The organism is Campylobacter sp. CNRCH_2007_0968H (genome assembly GCF_025773245.1).
GTDB classification, from domain to species: domain Bacteria; phylum Campylobacterota; class Campylobacteria; order Campylobacterales; family Campylobacteraceae; genus Campylobacter_D; species Campylobacter_D lari_D.
The window spans coordinates 94,976-115,514 of the sequence record NZ_JAKMTQ010000004.1; the positions used below are offsets into that span (position 1 = coordinate 94,976).

22 protein-coding genes are annotated in these 20,539 nt (G+C 29.3%); 1 reads left to right on the forward strand and 21 read right to left on the reverse strand.

Annotated features, from left to right (window positions below; translation table 11 throughout):
- Positions 1-30: 30 nt before the first annotated feature.
- The 9 genes from L8Y18_RS03495 to mqnP are packed head-to-tail and all read right to left on the reverse strand — an operon-like array spanning position 31 to position 5,494.
- Positions 31-693: a 16S rRNA (uracil(1498)-N(3))-methyltransferase gene (locus L8Y18_RS03495; RefSeq protein ID WP_263666595.1), complete on the reverse strand. Its 663-nt coding sequence runs from the start codon at positions 691-693 to the stop codon at positions 31-33.
- Positions 693-1,103, reverse strand: a complete 411-nt coding sequence (locus tag L8Y18_RS03500; RefSeq protein ID WP_220566545.1) for a hypothetical protein — start codon at positions 1,101-1,103, stop codon at positions 693-695. The genes L8Y18_RS03495 and L8Y18_RS03500 overlap by 1 nt, the downstream gene beginning before the upstream one ends.
- Complete coding sequence (locus tag L8Y18_RS03505; RefSeq protein ID WP_133319490.1) at positions 1,103-1,303, reverse strand: cytochrome C; 201 nt, start codon at positions 1,301-1,303, stop codon at positions 1,103-1,105. Before L8Y18_RS03505 ends, L8Y18_RS03500 begins: the two co-directional genes overlap by 1 nt.
- Positions 1,303-1,887 carry a 6-pyruvoyl trahydropterin synthase family protein gene (locus L8Y18_RS03510; protein ID WP_220566544.1) on the reverse strand — a complete coding sequence of 195 codons (585 nt, stop codon included), beginning with the start codon at positions 1,885-1,887 and terminating at the stop codon, positions 1,303-1,305. The genes L8Y18_RS03505 and L8Y18_RS03510 overlap by 1 nt, the downstream gene beginning before the upstream one ends.
- Positions 1,884-2,633: a 7-carboxy-7-deazaguanine synthase QueE gene (locus L8Y18_RS03515; RefSeq protein WP_220566543.1), complete on the reverse strand. Its 750-nt coding sequence runs from the start codon at positions 2,631-2,633 to the stop codon at positions 1,884-1,886. The genes L8Y18_RS03510 and L8Y18_RS03515 overlap by 4 nt, the downstream gene beginning before the upstream one ends.
- A complete protein-coding gene (gene moaA, locus L8Y18_RS03520) occupies positions 2,633-3,601 on the reverse strand; it encodes a GTP 3',8-cyclase MoaA (RefSeq protein ID WP_263661507.1) in 969 nt (322 codons plus the stop codon). Before moaA ends, L8Y18_RS03515 begins: the two co-directional genes overlap by 1 nt.
- A 9-nt stretch (positions 3,602-3,610) precedes the next feature.
- A complete protein-coding gene (locus tag L8Y18_RS03525; protein ID WP_263676248.1) occupies positions 3,611-4,132 on the reverse strand; it encodes a DUF6115 domain-containing protein in 522 nt (173 codons plus the stop codon).
- Complete coding sequence (locus tag L8Y18_RS03530) at positions 4,125-4,622, reverse strand: hypothetical protein (protein ID WP_220566541.1); 498 nt, start codon at positions 4,620-4,622, stop codon at positions 4,125-4,127. Before L8Y18_RS03530 ends, L8Y18_RS03525 begins: the two co-directional genes overlap by 8 nt.
- The gene (gene mqnP / locus L8Y18_RS03535) at positions 4,619-5,494 is read right to left on the reverse strand and encodes a menaquinone biosynthesis prenyltransferase MqnP (RefSeq protein ID WP_263660452.1); all 876 of its coding nucleotides are present in this window, start codon (positions 5,492-5,494) and stop codon (positions 4,619-4,621) included. The genes L8Y18_RS03530 and mqnP overlap by 4 nt, the downstream gene beginning before the upstream one ends.
- Before the next feature lie 69 nt (positions 5,495-5,563).
- Here mqnP and miaA point away from each other — a divergent pair, with 69 nt between their 5' ends.
- The gene (miaA, locus tag L8Y18_RS03540) at positions 5,564-6,439 is read left to right on the forward strand and encodes a tRNA (adenosine(37)-N6)-dimethylallyltransferase MiaA (protein ID WP_263676250.1); all 876 of its coding nucleotides are present in this window, start codon (positions 5,564-5,566) and stop codon (positions 6,437-6,439) included.
- On the opposite strand, the gene L8Y18_RS03545 is transcribed toward miaA, so the two are convergent.
- Genes L8Y18_RS03545 through nuoD form a run of 12 tightly spaced genes read right to left on the reverse strand, consistent with a single transcriptional unit; the run spans position 6,430 to position 20,539 of the window.
- Positions 6,430-8,793, reverse strand: a complete 2,364-nt coding sequence (locus L8Y18_RS03545) for a tetratricopeptide repeat protein (protein WP_263676252.1) — start codon at positions 8,791-8,793, stop codon at positions 6,430-6,432. The genes miaA and L8Y18_RS03545 overlap by 10 nt on opposite strands.
- A gap of 24 nt (positions 8,794-8,817) precedes the next feature.
- The gene (locus tag L8Y18_RS03550) at positions 8,818-10,215 is read right to left on the reverse strand and encodes an NADH-quinone oxidoreductase subunit N (RefSeq protein WP_263662756.1); all 1,398 of its coding nucleotides are present in this window, start codon (positions 10,213-10,215) and stop codon (positions 8,818-8,820) included.
- Positions 10,215-11,687, reverse strand: a complete 1,473-nt coding sequence (locus L8Y18_RS03555; protein ID WP_220566536.1) for a complex I subunit 4 family protein — start codon at positions 11,685-11,687, stop codon at positions 10,215-10,217. Before L8Y18_RS03555 ends, L8Y18_RS03550 begins: the two co-directional genes overlap by 1 nt.
- A 1-nt stretch (position 11,688) precedes the next feature.
- Positions 11,689-13,491 carry an NADH-quinone oxidoreductase subunit L gene (nuoL, locus tag L8Y18_RS03560; protein ID WP_263676254.1) on the reverse strand — a complete coding sequence of 601 codons (1,803 nt, stop codon included), beginning with the start codon at positions 13,489-13,491 and terminating at the stop codon, positions 11,689-11,691.
- Positions 13,479-13,790 carry an NADH-quinone oxidoreductase subunit NuoK gene (gene nuoK / locus L8Y18_RS03565; RefSeq protein WP_263676268.1) on the reverse strand — a complete coding sequence of 104 codons (312 nt, stop codon included), beginning with the start codon at positions 13,788-13,790 and terminating at the stop codon, positions 13,479-13,481. The genes nuoL and nuoK overlap by 13 nt, the downstream gene beginning before the upstream one ends.
- On the reverse strand, positions 13,790-14,296 hold the full coding sequence (locus L8Y18_RS03570; RefSeq protein WP_133319478.1) for an NADH-quinone oxidoreductase subunit J: 507 nt from the start codon (positions 14,294-14,296) through the stop codon (positions 13,790-13,792). The genes nuoK and L8Y18_RS03570 overlap by 1 nt, the downstream gene beginning before the upstream one ends.
- Positions 14,289-14,921 (reverse strand): NADH-quinone oxidoreductase subunit NuoI, encoded by a 633-nt coding sequence (gene nuoI, locus L8Y18_RS03575; protein WP_263676256.1) that lies wholly within the window; start codon positions 14,919-14,921, stop codon positions 14,289-14,291. The genes L8Y18_RS03570 and nuoI overlap by 8 nt, the downstream gene beginning before the upstream one ends.
- A gap of 9 nt (positions 14,922-14,930) precedes the next feature.
- Entirely contained in the window at positions 14,931-15,929 is a 999-nt protein-coding gene (gene nuoH, locus L8Y18_RS03580; protein ID WP_133319476.1) for an NADH-quinone oxidoreductase subunit NuoH, read from the reverse strand.
- Positions 15,926-18,379 (reverse strand): NADH-quinone oxidoreductase subunit G, encoded by a 2,454-nt coding sequence (locus tag L8Y18_RS03585; protein ID WP_263676257.1) that lies wholly within the window; start codon positions 18,377-18,379, stop codon positions 15,926-15,928. The genes nuoH and L8Y18_RS03585 overlap by 4 nt, the downstream gene beginning before the upstream one ends.
- Positions 18,376-19,092, reverse strand: a complete 717-nt coding sequence (locus L8Y18_RS03590) for a hypothetical protein (protein WP_263676258.1) — start codon at positions 19,090-19,092, stop codon at positions 18,376-18,378. Before L8Y18_RS03590 ends, L8Y18_RS03585 begins: the two co-directional genes overlap by 4 nt.
- Entirely contained in the window at positions 19,089-19,316 is a 228-nt protein-coding gene (locus L8Y18_RS03595; RefSeq protein WP_263676259.1) for an NADH-ubiquinone oxidoreductase subunit E family protein, read from the reverse strand. The genes L8Y18_RS03590 and L8Y18_RS03595 overlap by 4 nt, the downstream gene beginning before the upstream one ends.
- Positions 19,313-20,539, reverse strand: a complete 1,227-nt coding sequence (nuoD, locus tag L8Y18_RS03600) for an NADH dehydrogenase (quinone) subunit D (protein ID WP_263666587.1) — start codon at positions 20,537-20,539, stop codon at positions 19,313-19,315. The genes L8Y18_RS03595 and nuoD overlap by 4 nt, the downstream gene beginning before the upstream one ends.

Sequence of the window (20,539 nt, forward strand, 5' to 3'; positions counted from 1 at the left end):
TATAAAAAATAGCTAAATTTAAGCATGCTTTTAAATTATAAATTTTGAAGCAACCCCTATAAGTGCTGTTTGTGCTTTAAGTATATAGTTGGCTTGTAATTTTGCTCTTTTTATATTTATCTCTCTTTCTTTTTGCGAAAATCCGCCTTCAGCCCCAACCAAAAATACATACCTACCGGGATCAAAATTCATCAAATCTTCACCTTCAAAATCTATCAAAACAATATTTTCATAAGCTTGCTGAAATTTTTTAAAGTCATCAAAACTTTCAAGTTCCATTAAAGAAGCACGACCGCATTGCTGGGATGATTCTATAAGAATTTTTTCCATTCTTTTAAAATCTAATTTAAAATTTTTTTGCGAGTATTCCATATGCACAAAAGAAAGTTTTGCTACTCCAAGTTCATTTAAAAAAGGTAAAGTTTTTTCTATAACCTTTGGATCAATCACCGCCAAAGCTAAATGTATATATGTTTTTAATTCTTGTTTTTCTTCTTTTTTATCAAGTAAATTTAATACGCAAGAGCGTCTAGAAAGCTCTATGCATTCATAAGTGTAAGTATAAAAATCTTTCAAATTCTTTAATATAATTTTATCACTCACTTTAATTCTTCGAGCCTTTAAGTGCAAAAAGGCTTCATTTTCTAGCTCTAAACTTGCAGTACCACTTTGTGGGTGATATAAAAATTGCATTAAAAATAAAACCTCTTAAGTAAATAAGGTACAAAAAGTAAGAATATACCCAAACACAAAATAAAAAAACTTAAAAATCTAAATTTAGCATAGCGTTTAAACAATCTTGCTTTTTTAAATAAAACAAATTGATAAATAGCCAAAGCAAAAATCAAAATCCAACAAAACCACATAGAAAGCACATAGAAATTAAATTCAAAATGCTTTAAAGCCCATAACAAACTTCCAGTAAAAAGTGTAATTGCTAAAAACAAATAATAAATTGGTAAAAATAGACGAATTCTTTTTATAAAGATAAATTCTTGTGAGAAGTTACTTTGAGTCAAATACAAATAAAACAACATTAAAAAACCATTTGTATATAAACTATACACATGCAATGCTAAAAAAAATTCATAACTTTGATCCATTATTGTCCTTGTGTATTATTTTCATCTTGTATATCATCATCAACAGGTATAGGAAGTGTTTCATCATCTATAATGACATTAGAATCACTTTGTTCAATCTGAACTTGCTCGGTTTGTATTTCTTTTTTTATATTTTTATTCTCTTGATTTGAACAAGCCATAAAAAGCAATATTGGCACAATCAATAAAATCTTTTTCATTACACCTCCTTTTGATTGATAAAAACAAAATTTACATCTTGAAGTTTTTCAAAAAAATCTTTATCTTTCCATTCATCTCTTATAGCTTGTGAAAAGTCAATATCTGCCAAATCAATCTTTGGTAAAAATTCACTATAAGCATCTTCTCTAAAACCTTGTGCATAACCCGTTCTTGTTTCATGTACAATAATGCTTTTTAAACTAACACCTTGCTCGCCATTGACCATCTTAGTCTTTAAAAGCAAAGTATCAATCAGTACAAAAAATATGCGTACAAAATTTTCCGCGCTTACATTCACAGGTAAACTCACCCATCTTTGCGAGTGCTTTTTCATATCTTCTAAATAAGCTTTATCATCATCTTTAAAAAGCGTAATAGCATGATCAAAACTATCAATAATTTGTTTTATTTCATCTTTTAACAAACCAAAATCATACACCATTCCAGCATTATCAAGGTATTTACTCTCAAGTAAAATTTCTACCTTATAAGAGTGGCCATGTATGCTTGTTTTACATCGCTTGGAGCTACAAAATCTAACAATATGAGCATTTTCAAATTCAAACATTTTTCTAATAATCATACGCCTTCTTTATCTCCCCAAATTCTAATATGCAATCTATCGGAGTAATTATATCCATTTTTTATACAAAATTCAGCAACACTTAAGGCGTTTTTGGAAATTTCTTCTTCATTTGACCCCATAGGCATACAAAAAACATCATTTTTACAAACTTGTAAAATTTCATTGATTTCTTTTAAGGCTTTATTTTCTTGTAAAAAATCCTTATCCAAAACAAATTTATAAAAACTTTCCTTAGCATAATTTTTAAAAGCTTTCAAAGCTTTTTCATTAATTCTTTTTTCTTTTTTTACACCACTATTGCTAAGCTTTACTCCTAAAGCAAAATAACATTTTTTATACAAAGGATATTTTTCAAAATCAATTTCAATGCTTGCATTTGTTTCAAAATGCACCATAAAATCATTTTCTAAAAGTAAATTAATAAAACACAAAAAATCTTTATTTTGATAATTTAACAAAGGCTCACCGCCCGTAATTACAACTATAACTTTGCGTGAATTTGCTAGCTTCAAAACCTCATCAAAAAGCTTTGCTGAAGTATATGTTTTATAACAAGTTTTAAATTCTTTAGTAAAAACAGCTCTTATAGTATCACAGCCCAAAAGTATTTTAGAATCTTTTTCTTTTTTTACTCCAAAGCCTGCGCAGTTAAAATTACACCCGGCAAATCTTACAAATATAGCCAAATTTCCACTATATTTTCCCTCACCTTGCAAGCTTAAAAAAGTTTCAACAACTTCCATTATCCACCTGTTTGATAAAAGGCTCTTGTGGAACTTTGATTGGCTTCATTTTCTGCCCATCTATTTTTTTCTGATTTATTTTTTATCACGGTTTTTAAAACTTCACAAGCACTTGCTATGTCTTTATTGCGTATAGCTTTTTTAATGCTTAAAGCCTCATCATAATATAAACAAGGTATTAAAAGCCCTTCGGCTGAAAGCCTTATACGGTTACAACTATCACAAAAATCATGGCTATGTGGATCAATAATGCCAAACTCATACCCATCTTCAAGTTCATAAATAGTCGCAGGTGCATTTGGACTTTTTTGTCCTTGTTTAAAAGAATACTTTTGAGCAATGATATTTAAAATTTCTGTTGATTTTAAGCCTTTTAAATCTCCATAAGCATGATAATTTTCCATAAATTCTATAAAGCGAATTTGGCTTTTGCGTGCTTTAGCAAATTCTAAAAGATCGATAAATTCACTATCATTAATTCCTTTAAGCGCTACGGTGTTAAATTTAATATTAAAACCTAATTCTAAAGCCTCATTAATACCATTTAACACATCTTTGAGTATGTTTTTTTGAGCTAATTTAAAGGCCACTTCTTCTTTTAAAGTATCCAAAGAGATGTTAATTCTTTTTAAGCCCGCTTGTTTTAAATCCTTTGCTTGTTGTTTTAATAAAGAAGCATTAGTAGTAAGCGCTAGATCTATATCTTGCTTATACTCACTAATCATAGCAATAAATTTATGCAAATCTTTTCTTACTAAAGGCTCACCACCTGTAATACGAATTTTCTTAACTCCTTCATCAATGCAAACTTTAACAAACATAAAAAGTTCTTCAAAAGATAAAAGATTTTCCTTAGCACTCCATTCAAATGGAGTTTTTGGCATACAATAAAGGCAACGAAAATTACATCTTTGTGTTACTGAAATTCTTAAATAATCAATCACTCTTCCATAGCTATCTACTAACATCAAAGGCCTTTATAATAATTTATTAAATTTTAAAATAAGCTCAACCCTGCCCATACCTATACGCAAATCTTTGGCAATTTGCTCTATGGATTTTTTTTGATTAAAAAGTTCGATAACTTTTTGCTCTTCATTATCATAGCTTGGGCTTAATTTTGTAATACTTTGGGTTTTTTGTTCTAAATTTAATAAACGATTTTTTTGCTCACTTTGAAATTCTTCAATTACTTCTTCCACTTCTTTTAAAGCACTTAAAATAGGAATAATATTTTGATTGATTTTTTGTTCTAGCACCTGCAAAAGTTCTTCTTTTAATTCTTCTCTTATGGCTTCAGTGTCTATTTCTTCTTTTTCTTGCTCTTGCTCATCTAAACTTTCTTTTTTTAAATAATGATATTGTTTATTTAAATCTTCTATCATTTTACCAAGCTCATTGATCTTAACAATACTTTCTTTTTCTTTAATCATCATATAAGCAAACATAGCAAAAATTAATAAAGTTACAACTAGCCACAATAATAAATCACTATCCATTTTCTTGCTCCTTTAAAATTTTAATCATTGCTCTTTGCATATTTGCTACAAAATTATCATACACGAGCTCATCTTCTGCTTTTATTTGCGTGATTTTTGCTTCATTCTCATTTAATGCTTTAAAAAAAATACTAATTTTTTGACCATTTAAATTAAATCTAGCATAATAATCTTCATCTTGCATTAAACACCTATCTTTAAATTGAATATGTGTAAAATTTACCCCAATCACAAAAGATTTATATTTTAAATTAACAAATAATTTTGTTTTATTAATATCATTTTTTATCAAATACAATTCTTGCTTTAAATCCATAAGCAAATCAAAAATCAACTGCTCACCCTCGCTAAATTCTACCCTTGAAGCAAGCTTTTTCCATTTGCTTAAATTGACATAATTATTACTTGAAACATATTCTTGCAAAAACTCTTCATATCTTTCTGTGCTCTCTTCAAATTCTAATTCCAAAGAACTTTTAAAAAATTTCATCTCCATAAAAGATCAACCCATATAAAAATAAAAAACACTATACTTAAATACCCATTTAAAGTAAAAAATGCTTTGTCAATTTTTGCAAAATTCTTTCTAACAATGCGGTGCTCAAAAAATAAAATAACAGCACTAACAATCACACCTAAAAATGCAATATTTCCTGTTGGAGCTACCCAAACAAATAAAAACCAAAAAAGCACTGCTAAAACATGACAAAATGCTGAGATGAACAAGGTCGCTTCAAGCCCAAATTTAGCAGGTATAGAGTGCAAGCCTGTCTTTTTATCATACTCCATATCTTGCAAAGCATAAAGTAAATCAAAACCAGCTGTCCAAAAAGTAACACCCAAACACAAAATAACACTATAAATTTCAATACTTCCCAAAACCACAATACTGCCTGCAATAGGAGCAAGTCCTAAGCAAAATCCTAATACTAAATGCGCTAGGGATGAAAATCTTTTAAAGGCTGAATAAATAGCTAAAATAAACAATACCGGCAAAGAAAGAGCAAAGGCTAGTTTGTTGATAAAATAACTTGCCAAAACAAAAATAATAGCATTTAAAATAATAAAAAGTAAAATGCTAGTTTTACCTATACGACCATCGATATTAGGTCTATTTGCACATCTTGGATTGTTTTTATCAATGTCTTCATCCATCAAACGATTGATTGCCATTGCAAAATTTCTTGCACTTACCGCGCAAATAACACCCAAAAACAAAGCTTTAAAACCAAACCAAGTGCTATCATTTAAAATAACAGAAGCTACAATCATAGAAACAAACAAAAATGGTAAAGCAAAAATAGAATGCTTAAAAACAATCAAGTCCAAAATATCTTTTAATTTTTCTTTTAATAAAGGCATTTTTTCTCTTTATAATATATTTTTGTTATGATTTTACTAAAATAATTTTAAATTTAGGATATTTTTACGATGTTTTTTGAATTTGCTCTTATTGGAACTACTGCAAGTGGCAAAACAGAACTTGCTAACAAACTAGCTTATGAATTTAATGCAAGCATTTTAAGCCTTGATAGTCTTTGCGTGTATAAACAAATCAACATCGCTTCAGCCAAAACAGAGCAAAAAACCTTAGATGAGCTTGATTATTTTGGCATAAATTTATTAAATGTCAATGAGCATTTTAACATCGCTTTGTTTTTTGAAGAATATAAAAAAGCAAAAGCTTTTGCACAAAAAAACGATCAAATGCTTATCATCACAGGTGGAACTAGTTTTTATTTAAAAGCTTTAATGGATGGCTTGAGTGAAAATTTCAAAGAAAGTCAAAGCACGCTAAGTAATGATGAAATTTATCATTTAATGATAAAAACTGATCCACATGCCAAAATAGAAAAAAACGACACCTATCGCTTAAAAAAATGGCTTGGAATTTATGAGCAAACTAATAAAATCCCAAGCGAAGTTTTAAAAGAAACAAAACAAGAAGCTTTAATTAAAAAACTTGATATTTTTGAAATTTCTTGGCAAAAAGATCTTTTAGAAAAACGCATTATTAAACGCACTAAAAATATGCTTGATGAGGGTTTAATAGATGAAGCTAAAATGCTATATAGTAACTACGATCATCATTTAAAAGCACTAAATTCCATAGGCTTAAAAGAATGTAAAGATTTTTTAGATAAAAAAATAAATTTAAACGAGCTTGAAGAACTCATCATCATTCACACAAGACAACTTGCCAAAAGACAAAGAACTTTTAATAAAAAATTCAACAAAGAAATTTTAGATTTTCAAAACGCTTATGAAAATTTAAAAGCTTATATTTTAAAAAAACATCAAGGCTGAGTGTTTAAGACATTTAATTTATCTTTACATAAATTTTGCCAATTGCTTGTTGTGTTAATATCTATACAATTTTGCAAACTTTGCTTTTGATTTTGTACATCTTTTAAATCTTCATAAATATTACTTTGCATATAAAAAGCTCTTGCACGCTCATCATCTTTTAAAGGATTAGCAAGTAAATCTTTAAACAAAGTTAAGGCTTGTTGAGCTTGATTGTTTTGTTTTAAGGCTTTAATATAGATAAATTCTAAATCCGGACTAAAAAGATTTACTCCTTTTAAATTTTGATAATCAATAGCCTTTGGAGCATAAGTTAAAATACTTGTTAGAAAATTATTTTTTTCACAATAACGCAAAAACTCATAATATAATTCCACCATACGATAATTCATAGGAAATTGCTCTAGTTTTTGCAAAGTTCTTATCATAGCATTATAATCTTGCAATTTAAGTTCAGCAAAAAATTTAATATAATTTGCTTCAAATTTTTCATCATCGCTAATAATAGTTCTTGTATTTAAAATATCATTAATTGCTTTTACAACAAAACGATAACGCTTATCTTTAAGCGCCAAATCTGCACTTTGGAGTTTATAAAAAATAATATCATCATTTTCATTTTCAACTATATATTTTTTAGCTTCTTCTATACGAGTAGTACGCTTAAAGCATTCAAGCATTTGTTTTTTATTTTGTATTTTATTTCCCACATCATATATCTTAAAATCATCATATATTTTAACAGCAGCTAAGCACTCATCATTTTTTAAATTTTGTTCTAAAACTAAGATAGCAGCTTGTTCTAAAAGATTTTTGATTTCTTTGTTGGAATATTTTTCTATGTCTTTTTGATAACTTACAACTTTTTCATAATTTTTTTCTTGAAAATATAATCTCACATTATCAAATAAAGCCATACTAGAAATTTCTCCAGCATACTTTTGCATGATCTCTTCATATCTTTGATGTAAAAAACTTGCATTATTATCTTTTAAATATAAGAAATTTTTATCTTGAGCTTCTTTTATTAAACTCACATATTCACCCAAAGGAAAATCTTCCGTGTAAAGATCTAAATACTTTTGAGCTTTAGTATGTTCATTTGCATTTAACAAAGCCAAAGAAAGATCTTTTAATACTCTTTCATATTCTTTATCGACTTTAGTCAAATGCGTAAAAATATACTCATAAATTTTAGAACTTAAATCATAAATTCTATGATTACTAAAAGCCTTAGCTAAGGATAAAGAATTTTCTAAATCACTCATAAAAAATTCAGGATTTGATTCTAAAATTTTACTTGCTAACTCCTTGGCTTCTTTTGTATTTTGCGCTTCTAAATAATTTTTAGACAAAAATAAAGCAGCTCTACTAGCTAAATCTGCATTCGGAGTAGAATAATATACATCTTGATAAATATTATTTGCTATATTTTTTTTACCCAAATGATATAAATAATCTGCATAATCAAGTAAAGCTATTATGGTATATTTATCGTCTTTATGCTCAGTACTTAAAGTATCAATAATATAATCGACATTAGATCTTTGAGATAAGCCCATATAAACTCTCATCATGATATACATTACTTCCGTATAATCTTTATCATTAATATAAGTTCTCACCCATCTTTTAGCATCATCTAGCATTTGCTCTAAAATTTGCTGATCTTTATCAAGCTCATAAGTGTAAAGCTTATTTTGCGCTCTTAATTTATAAAGCTCAAATTCATTCATAAATACACTACCTTGATAACGCTTAATAGCATTAACAGCATCTCGTAAAACTTGATCGTATTTTTTGGCTTCATATTCTTGTTTGATATTAAAATATGCATTAAAATCTGCACTTTTTGAAGTTTCCATAGGATTAGAATTTAAATCCAATGCTCCAATATAAGGCATTAATGCATCATCAAAATAAATATCAAAATCAAGTCCATCGCTAGGTTTATAATACCTTAAATCCTTAGTAAAAATAAACACAAAATGTTTAGAAGTATCTCCATTTTGACTTTGAATTTCTTTAGCATTAAAAATATCTTGAGAATAATTAAACATTTTAGCTAAAATTTTAGGATATATTTTAATTGTCAAAAAAGTTTGGTGTTTTTCAAAATAAATTGTAAAATCATCAAATTCTTTATTTTGAAATTGCATATTACTAACGCCCAAAACATTGCACTCAAAATGAGTTTTTTCAAATTCAAAAATACTCTTGCAAGTAAAATCTTTATTATCTTTTAAATGCAAAAGTGTAAAGGGACGATTTTGTTCTTCCCCTTTATTAACAATAACCTCAAAAGAAAATATATAATTTATGCTTAATAATAATAAAAATAAAATCCTTATCATGAGCGTGATTATAGCAATATTATTTCACAAAAGCAAAAACGCACATGATAAGCTTCCGATAAAACATAAACTTAAAATAATCTTTTGCTTAATATCTAAATTTATACTCTTTATAGATTGACTTTTTTTAAAAAAGATATAAATTAAAATTTTCAAATAAGCATAAAGCATGATCATGGAACTTAAAGCTATAGCAAATATAAGCACATAATAGCCCGAATTTAAAATAGAAGCTAAAATTAAAATTTTACCCCAAAAAATCCCAAAAGGTGGAATTCCTGCTATACATAAAATAAACATAGCTAATATTATAGATAATACGGGTCTTTGATCAAATAAGCCAGAAAAACTTTCAAATGAGCTTTTTTGAAATAAACTTAAGATTAAAAAAATTCCATAGTTTGCAAAAGCAAAAGAAACCCAATAAACGAACAAGGCAAAAATTGAAAGCAGGTAAGAAGTTCCATCTCCTTGAGAACTCACACTCATACTAGAAACAATAACAGCCAATATAAAAGAAGAATGAGTAATAGAGCTATATGCAAGCATTTTTTTTGCATCTTTTTGAATTAAAGCTACTATGCTTACAGCAAGCATAGAAAAAATTGCTAACGATGCGACTATGTATTCAAATTTTACTCCACCGCCTAAAGCAGAAAAAATTCTTAAAACTACTATTATCATAGCAATTTTTGGAACAATAGATATGAAAGCTATAAAATTTGTATGAACTCCACAATATACATCTTTTAGCCAAAAATGAAAAGGAGCGATAGAAAGTTTTACTCCAACAATAACCAAAAACATTACTCCAGCACATAATAATATAGGATCTGAAATATATTCAGAATGCAATAAATTATCCAAATCCAAAGACTTTGTTTTTAAATACACAAAAGCACAAGCAAAAACAAAAAATCCAGCCCCTACTGCAGCTAAGGCAAAATATTTTATGCTAGAACTAATAGCATTATGAGTTCCTCTTAATGCTATTAATGTATAAAGAGCTAAAGAAGATCCTTCTAAAGCTAGGAAAATCACAATTAAATTAGTACTTGAAACCATTAATATTAAGGAAGCAACCATAAACAAAAATAAAGAAAAAAATTCTGCTCTTTGTTCATCTTTGTCTATAAGCAAATAAAGCATAGAAAAAAACAAAATAATTATTTGCGCAAAAATTGCATAATTATCGCTTACAAATAAACCAAAAAAAGCATGAGAATTATCTAAAACAAAACCATTATAAAGCAATAAAAAACACAAAGTGCTAAGCAAAGCTATAACACTTGCTCCTATATAAAAATTTCTAGAAAGTTTTTTAAATGCACTCAATAAAAGTAATGCAATAGCCCAAAAAAGCAATGACAACACAGGAAATAATAATACAAAATTTAATTTTTCTAAACTAAAACCACTCATTAAAAACCTCTTATACTATCTATGATTTTTTGATTTTCTATGGCGATATTTCTTGTTTGCATAACTTCAAGAATACTATTTACATTAGAAGCAATTTGATCTAGCATAGCACTTGGAGCTACCCCTAAATAAATCACTAATGCACTTAAAATACTTAAAACAAAAATTTCACCTTTTTTAAGCGTAAATTTACTGCACACTTCTTCTTCACAAGTAGCAAAAAACATATTTCTATAAATATTTAGCATATAAATAGCTCCTAAAACGATTACACCGCCCGCAAATAATGCATACCATAAATTTACACTTGCCACACCTTGCAAGATCAAAAACTCACCTACAAAGGAAATAGTCAAAGGCAATGAAATAGATGAAAACAACAATACTGCAAAGAAAAAGCTAAATAATGGGGCTGTTTTAGCTAAATTTTTATAAAAGTCTAAATCAAAAGTATGATATCTTTTGTAAAGCATATAAGCGGCTAAAAATAAGCCACCTGTTACTATACCATGTGCAAACATATAAAATACAGAACCACTAACCCCATTATAAGTAAAAGTTACGATGCCTAAAATTACCACACCCAAATGCGAAATTGAGCTATAAGCAATTAATTCTTTTAAATCCTTGGCTTTAAAAGCAATTAAGGCTGCATATAAAATTCCAACTATACATAAAATAGCAAGTAAAGAATAATAATGATTCAAAGTATCAGGCGCTAAAGGCAAAATAAATCTTAAAAACCCAAAAGGCGCCATTTTAAAGCTTACAAGCATTACAGATACTAAAGTCGGACTTTTGGTATAAACCTTTGGAGCCCAAGTATGAAAAGGAAATAAAGGACTTTTAATCGCAAAAGCAATAAAAAATCCTACAAATATTAGATTTTGTGCATTCTCAGGTATAAAAAATTCACTCTTATACCAAGCTAACAAATCAAAACTCCAATATCCAAAACTTTGATAATACAAAAATCCCACATAAATAATAGCTAAAAGCATAAGCATAGAACCGCAAAATGCATAAATGAAAAATTTAATCCCTGCCTTATAATTATCTGAATATCTACCTATTAAATAAATAAGCGGTATAAGAGAAAACTCCCAAAATACATAAAACAATAAAGCATCCAATGAAGCAAAAAGTCCTACAATGCAAAATTGTAATAAAAATATACTTATTACAACACTTTTATCTTGAATATCCAAACATATAAAAGATAAAAAAATCATAATAGAACAAAGTAATATTAAATAAAGCGCTATAGCATCTACACCTATGTGAAAATTAACTATCAAAGAATTTAAACTAAATTCATAAGCCATACCACCATCGTAGTTAAATAACAAAAAAACATTAAAAACTAAAATCAAAAAACTAACTAAAACAGCAAAGGACTTGCTATCTTCTTTTTGTAAAAATAAAGCTATAAAAGCCGCAAAAAATGGAAATAACATTAATAAACCAAGCATATTACACCGCCAAAGCTAAACAAAATAAACACACAAAAGCCAAAACTACAATTCTTAAAGCCAAAGAATAATCCTTACCCATACTAAGAATCCTAGCAAATGTTTTAAGGAAAAATGCAATACTATCTACCAAAGCATCTAAAATTTCTTTATCAGCTTTTCTTAAAAATTCACAAAATAAAGCATACTTACTAACAATAAATTGATGATAAAATTTTGGTATGTAGTATTCATTAAACAAAAGTTTGTAAATACTTGTTTTAGAAAGTGATGGTTTAAACCAATTTTTCCAATAAGCTATGATAGCTAAAAGCACTCCAAGTACCGCAGAAACACTTGCAAGTATCATAACTAAAGAATTTTGACCATCAATAAAAGCTAAATTTTTACTTACAAAATCCATAAAGCTATGCTCAAAAAGTCCTGCTATAATAGCAAGTAAAGCCAAAGGACTCATCGCAAGCAAAGCTATTTTACTAGCTTCATGGGGATGTTCTTCATGTCTTTTTGGAGTAAAAAATACAAGCATTAAAAGTCTAAAGCTATAAAAAGCTGTCATAAAAGCTGCTATTAAAAGTACTAAAAAAATTCCATGATGATGGCTTATAAAAGAAAATCCTAAAATTAAATCTTTAGAGAAAAATCCTGCAAAAGGATAAATTCCTGCTAAAGCTAAAGAACCTATAAGCATTAAAATAGCACTAAAACGCATACTTTTATAAAGTCCACCCATTTTACTAATATCAAGCTTATCATTCATAGCATGCATAACATTACCCGCACCTAAGAATAATAAAGATTTAAAAAATGCATGAGTTGCAAGATGAAATAAAGCTATTGCATAAGCTCCAAGACCTGCTGCTACAAACATATACCCAAGTTGAGAAAGCGTCGAATATGCAATAATTCTTTTTAAATCTTTAGCCACCATGGCCATAGAAGCAGCAAAAAGTGCTACAAAAGCTCCAAGTATAGCGATAAAATACCCTACTTCAGGAACTTGTAAATAAAGCTCCCCTGCGCGAATTACCAAATAAACTCCCGCAGTAACCATAGTAGCAGCATGGATTAGAGCTGAAACTGGCGTAGGTCCTGCCATAGCATCAGCAAGCCAAGTATGGAAAGGAAATTGTGCTGATTTACCCATAGCACCTACAAAAAGTAAAAGTGCTATTAAAATCAAAATCACATCATTTTCATGCCCTAAAGATAAAAGGGTAAAAAATTCATCATATTTTAAAGAGTTAAATTCTATATAAATTAAGAAAATTCCTAAAAGCAAAGCCAAATCTGCAATTCTATTCATGATAAATGCTTCATTAGCAGCAAAAGTGTATTTTTCATTATGATACCAAAAACCTATCAAAAGCCATGAGCAAAGTCCAACACCTTCCCAACCTATGAAAAGTCCTAAGAAATTATCACTCATAATCAAAAACATCATAGAAAAAACAAAAAGTCCCAAATAGCTAAAATAGCGATTAAACCCTTCATCATGCTCCATATAAAATATACTATATAAATGCACAAAAGTCGCTACTATACTTACCACATTCATCATAATCAAAGTAATAGAGTCTATTTTAAAACCAAAACTAACATCTATTAAAGATATCCAAGTACCAAGTTCAAAATTAAAATGTACTCCATTATTTAATAAAACAATTGAAGCAAGAGCTGAAAAAGCTATAAATAAAGAAGCTAAATAACCTAAAATAATTTTCTTAGCACTAAAAGCAAAAATACCTAAAATAACAGCTGAGGCCAAAGGAGAAAAAAGTGCAATTAAAGCTAAATTTTGCATTTTATCTCTCCTTTTTCAACTAAAGAGCTAAGCTCTAGTGTTCCTGTTTTTCTATACCATAAAACACAAAGCGCTATCCCAACAGCTACTTCACAAGCTGCAACTCCCATTACAAATAAAGCAAAAATTTGACCTTCTATGTCTTTATGAGAAGCTCCTGCTGTAACTAAAGCCAAATTAGCAGCATTTAATAGAATTTCACTTGAAATAAAAAGCATAATTAAATTTTGGCGTTTTATGATACCTATTAGACCAATGATAAACATCAAAATAGCCACAATGTAGTATTTTTCTAACATCATTGTTCGTCCTTTTTTATATTTTTTTGAGTAAGTGCTATAGCACAAATTAAAGCTATTAAAAGTAAAATTGCCATAAATTCAAAAGCAAGCATATATTTTGTAAATAGAGCAAAGCCTATTTGCTGAGTAGAATCAAGACTATAAACTTCACTAGTTTCATTTAAACCAAACTCATATCCCATAATAATACTAACTAATAAAACAGCACTAAAAATCACGGCAAAAATGAAGATTCTTTTACCTTTTAAACTTTCTTTTACTTTTATAGAAGCATCAAAAAACATCATAGCAAAACTATAAAGACCTAAAATAGCTCCACTGTAAACAATTATTTGAATTGCTCCAATAAATTCAGCATTAAGTAAAAAATAAAATCCACTTAAAAAAACCATAGCCGCAGCCAAAGAACTGATAGCATAAAGCACGCTAGTGCTTAAAACACTAATTAAAAAAAATCCCAACACCAAAACACTTAATAAACAAAAAGCTATCGTTTCAAACATTTTCTTCCTTTGGAGCATCTTGCTGTCTTTGCAAATCTATCTCATAATAATTTGGAGTTTTCTTTACTAAATCATCAGCATCTTTTCTTAAACTGCCACTTCCCTCAAACACTACTTGATTTTTAAGCTCATCGATAGGAGTTAAAAAATCTTCCTTTTGACCAAAATAAGATCTTTGCTCTGCGGCATTTTCATATTCTTTACCATGCACAATGGCAAGTTCAGGACAAACATCAGCGCAAAATCCACAATAAATACAACGCCCTAAATTAATACTATAATTTTCGACCTTTTTGCGTCCATCTTCGCTTAAACTCGTTTCCATTCTTATACAATTACTAATGCAAATTTTTTCACACAAGCCACAACCAATACAACATTCATTTTCACTTTCAATAAAACGCATCAAACGATGAACTGCACGATATCTATCATCTAAAGCAACTTTTTCCATAGGATATTTAATCGTTGCACTATTGTTTTTTTTAAACATTTCTCTTAATACGACAAACAAACCTACAAAAAGCTCCGTATTTAAAGAACGCTTGATTACTTGCATGAATTTTTCATAAGTATTTTGAGGATTTTTACGCTCAAAATCTACTTTAAAATAACCTTTTTTCATTGTTTTTTCCTATATCACAAGTACTAAAGCACTAATTAATAAATTTAAAACCGCTAAAGGTATTAAAATCAAATAACACATTCTCATTACTTGATCAGGACGCAGTTGCGGAAAAGCACCTCTAGCCCAAAAATACCAAAAGAACACAAAAGACACTTTCAAAAGCATCATAATAGCCCCTGGTATAATCCAAAAATCATTAAATCCACCCAAAAATAAAAGCGATATCATAATCGCTCCGGTAATCATGGCTGTATATTCTCCGATAAAAAACATACCCCATCTAAGTCCGCTATATTCAGTGCCATAACCTGAAACAAGTTCGGTTTCGTTTTCACTTAAACAAAGTGGAGTTCTATTAGTTTCTATAAAAATAGCTATCACAAATAAAATAAAAGCTAAAGGTTGTTTAAAAATAAGCCAAGAAAGTATGCCATCACTTTGATAGTTATTAATATCTACTAAAGACAAAGATCCAACAAGCATTACAACACACACCAAAGAAAGCCCTGCAACGCTCTCATAAGAGATAATAGAAACAAGCCCTCTTGCCCCGCCTAGCAACGACCATTTATTATTACTTGCTAAACCTCCTAAAAAAATCGCATAAAAACTAACTCCACCCATACCTACAACAAAAAGCAAGGCCACATTAATATCAGCGATAATAGGACGAATCACTCTACCAAATAAAGTAAATTCAGGAAAAATAGGTATAGCTGCAATTGCTACAAAAGCACAAATTGCTGCAATCAATGGAGCAATTAAAAATACCACTTTTTGAGCATAAGTTGGCACTATATCCTCTTTAGTAAAAAGTTTAATCATATCAGCAACTACTTGAAGCAATCCAAAAGGACCTACCATATCAGGCCCTAAACGACGATGAAATAAAGCCAAAGCCTTTCTTTCAAGATAAGTTGCCAAGCCTGCTAAAGTAGCAAAAATAGCTATAACAAGCACGCATTTTATAATTGTTTCTACAATAAAAAAAGTAATATCACTCATATTTTAGCTCCTGCTTTTTCAAGCCAAACTTTTACATATCGAGTATTATCAAATAAAGATTTATAATCAATCTTACTATCATAATCCCCTAAATACGCACCATTTTCTAAAGATTCATCACATTTTACACTTATAGCAATTTGAGTTTTTTCATTTTTTAAAATAACACTATCATCTTGGTTTAAATCAAATTTTTGCATTAAATCAGACGATAAAAATAAAGCTCCAACCTCATTAAAAGCTCTATTACTAAGCTTTGAAAACTGATGAATGCTATTTGCATGATATAAGGTTAAATTTCCTTCATTTTGCTCTTTAACTTCTTGAATGCTTAATGTTTTTTCAAACTCAAAATGGGAAAAATCGAGCTCATAACCTCTATGATTTACCCCACCATTATCATAATGATTTTCTAACTCATCAAAGTCAATTACCCTAAAGCCTTTATTTTGTGGTAAAAATTTAGTATAGTTGATCGTAAATTCTTCATCAAAACCTAAGGCATTTGCCAAATCATTTAAAAAATAACCTTTAAATTCTAAAGCCGCATTTGTAGGAACTAATCTTTTATCATAATTTACAAAGCTACCTTCTTGTTGATTTAAACTAGAACTTGCAAGATCAAAATGCCCATCATAAGAAAAAGTAAAATCGCCTTTTTCGTTATAACCTAATGTTTTTCCTGCTTGAAAATCTTGACTTAAATCACAAATTAAACTCACACCTAAGGTATTAGTGCAAGTTGGATTTAAAAAGACTTTAAAATCAGTATATTTTTGCACCAAAGCACAAAGTTTTGCTAGCTTGACACTTTGCTCATCATAGTAAAAATCACTTCCTATAATAAGTGTAAATTTTTGCTTTTTTGCGAGTAAAGTTTCTAAAATATCCTCATCTATGCCAAAATTTTTCGCATAATTTGATCTTTGCACCTCTATGCTTTTTTTAATTTTTTTAGGTACAAGTTTTTTAACTTCTTCTATAATAGTTTCGCCGTTTTCATTTTGCTTTTCTATCTTTTCAGTAACTTCTTCATTGATAGTTTCTTCTATTTCTTTTGTATCTTGATAATACGCATTTTCTAATGTGTTTTTAAAATCCTGCGGAAGCTCTTTGGCAAATTTTTGCAAGATAAATAATAAAATACTTTCATTATCTTTAATATCATGATTAATCTGCAAGAAATTTTTAGAATATTTATCCACGCCTTTATCTTTTATAGGGTGAAAATATAGCCCTGCACCTTTATTCATTACCAAAGCGTTATTAACTTTATATCCTAGCGTTGGCGCATCATAGCGTAAAAATGAACCTACGATGATTAAAAAATCACTTTGAGTGATATCGTCTGTATTTGCATTATACATTGCATTTGCATTTTGATAAAAACAAGCTAGGAAATCTTGGAATTTTTTAGCTTCATGATTTATAAGATTAAGATTAAATTTTTTACTTAAATTTTGCAAGATTAAAGCTTCTTCATTAGTAATAAAACTATTAAATAAAATATTTTTTATTTCATTATTTTTTATCATATTTACTAGTTTTTCAAAAGCTTTTTCGTCTTTACCTTGAACTTCATTTTGGGTATTAAAACCATATCTTGCAGCTTTATTTAGCGTAGCAAAAGCAAAATCATTGCTCACTCTATAAATTTTTTCTTTTTGATTATTAATACTAGTTTGTTTAATATCATAATACATCAACTCACAATCACTTGAATGTGGATTACTAGCTGGAATTTTCTTTAACTCCCAAGCATTAGATGTATATTGAAAAGCCGAACCCACCAAAGCTCCCGTTGGACATACACTTGTACATTCTCCACAAAAAGAACAATCAAGCATATCGCCACTACTCGGTGCAATTAAACTCTTTTGAAATTTAGTCCAAATAGCTAGCGCATCTTTACTCATACTTTCTTTAAAGCTTGCATCGGGCGCGCTTGCCCCTCTTGGAGTAGTTTTTAAAGCGCTTTCTCCTATTTTATCTTTACAAACTGTAATACATCTTTCACACACGATACATAAAGCTGGATCATAATTAATCTCGCCCCATTTTTTATGCTCTTTATGGGTATCTTTAATCCAATAATTTTGCACATTTACTCTTGCTTTGTGTGTAAAGTTTTGAAGCTCACATTCGCCAGATTTATCACATACCCCACATTGTAAAGGGTGGTTGATACAATATGCTTGCATAATCGCATTGCGCTCATCCCATAAATTTGACAAATCACTCTCTACTACCATACCTTCTTTAACTTTAGTATTGCAAGAATAAACCTTTTTACCATCAGCTTCTACCATACACATACGACAAGCAAGTGTTGGAGAACAACCATTTAAATAACAAATTGCAGGAATGAAAATATCATTTTTTCTTGCGACATTTAAGATATACTCACCCTCATTTGCCTCACATTCTATACCATTAATGATAACTTTCATTTTATAACCTTAACTTGAGCTTTTGAAAAAGCAAAATCAGCACTTTCATAATCAAACAAAGCCACCGTGCCTTTCAAATCATGATTGATTTTTACTATAGTTGTAAATTCTTGAGTGTTTATTTTTAAATTAATTTTATCCTCATCCTTAACCTTAGCAATTAAAGCAAAGGAAGAAGAGCAATGCAAATTTTTGTCCTCTAAAGGTGCTTGCATGATAATAGTTCCATCAAAATTATCAAGTTCTAAAAGCTCACTAAAAGAATTTTGTATTGATAAATTTTCTTCATTTTCATTAGAGCAAATTAGCAAAAGATTAAATTTATGACAAAGTTTTTCTAAAAAATACTTAATATTTTCAAAATCTTTATGTTGATATAAATTTTCATCAAAAATAATACATTTTGCTTCTTTTAAAAACTCTAAAATCTCTAAAGCTTCTTCTTCACCAAAGCAAGATTCAGCACTTAAATACCCCTCATCAAATTCGTTAAATTCAGTCTCCAAGCTCATCTTACAAAGCAAAGCAAGCACGAAAGGCGCACTTGCAATCTCACATTTATAAAAGTTTGCTTTTAAATTTTTATCCTCTAAACAAGAAATATTATAATTTTTACTTTTGTTAAGCTTAGCGCAAAGTGAAGGATTTTTTAAAGAAAGCAAATCCACAAAACACAAAGCATTTAAGCCTTCTTGATATTTTGCTAATTTCATTGTCCTACCTTTTTAAAAACTATAGTCCAATCTACTTGATTAAATTTTAAAGAATTTAAAAGTTCACAATTTCGCTCTTTTATGAAAGCAAAACTTTTTTCTACATTAGAAAAATCTCCTATTTCAAATAAAACTACTAAAACTTCACCCATATAGGCATTTTGAATGATTTGTTCTAAATCCTTAAATAAATCTTGACTTTTTCTTAAATCCACGCGTCTCATCGGTCTATCTCACCTAAAACTATATTAATACTTCCTAAAATTGCCACTGCATCAGCCAAATATGATCCTACAAGCATTTCTTCTAAAAATGCACAATGAAAAAAGCTTGGGGTTCTAGCTCTTAATCTATATGGCCTACCGCTACCATCTGAGTGGATAAAAAATCCAAGTTCGCCTTTTGGACTTTCAGTTGGCACATACACCTCTCCTTTTGGTGGTTTTAGACCTTGGGTTACTAGGACAAAATGTTGCATAAGAGAATAATTTTGCGTCATGATTTGCTCTTTTGAAGCACTTACATATTCAGGATGATTGCATAAAATTTCAGGCGGAGTATCTTGATAAAGCTTAACACATTGAACTAAAATTTTCAAACTTTCTCTAAATTCTTGCATATAAACCTTATATCTTGCATAAGAATCACCCATTTTGGCCACAGGCACGCCAAAATCTACCTCATCATAAAGCAAATAAGGCTCTTCTTTTCTAACATCATAAGCAATACCACTTCCTCTTAGCATAACCCCACTACAACCCCAACTTAGTGCTTGTTCTTTGCTTACAACTCCTACATTTTCAGTTCTTGCACGCCAAATTCTATTATCATCAAGCAAAGCTTCATAATCTTTTATATCATTTGGAAATTTATTACAAAATACCAAAAGTTCATCTAAAAAACCTTCAGGTAAATCAAGCATTACCCCACCTATTCTCATAGATGAATGCGTAAGTCTTGCCCCGCAATATTTTTCTATTAGATCAAGCACATACTCACGCTCTCTAAAGCAGTATAAAAATACTGTCATCGCACCAATATCAAGTGCATGTGTAGCAAGCCATAACAAATGCGAAGCAATACGGTTTAACTCAAGTAAAATCATCCTTATCACACTTGCTCTGCGTGGAATTTCCAAACCACAAAGTTTTTCCACAGCAGCTACATAGGCATAATTATTTGCACTAGCTGCGATATAATCCATTCTATCAGTAGTTGGGATAAACTCTTGATAGATCATATTTTCAGCCATTTTTTCCATACCACGATGCATATAGCCTATACAAGGAGCAGCCTTGGTAATTTCTTCTCCATCAAGCTCTAAAATAAGGCGTAAATTTCCATGAGCACTTGGATGTTGAGGGCCAAGATTTACTATCATGGTGCCATCTTCACGCTCAAAGCTTATATTTTCATAATAAGGTTTTAATTTAGTAGAAATTTGCAT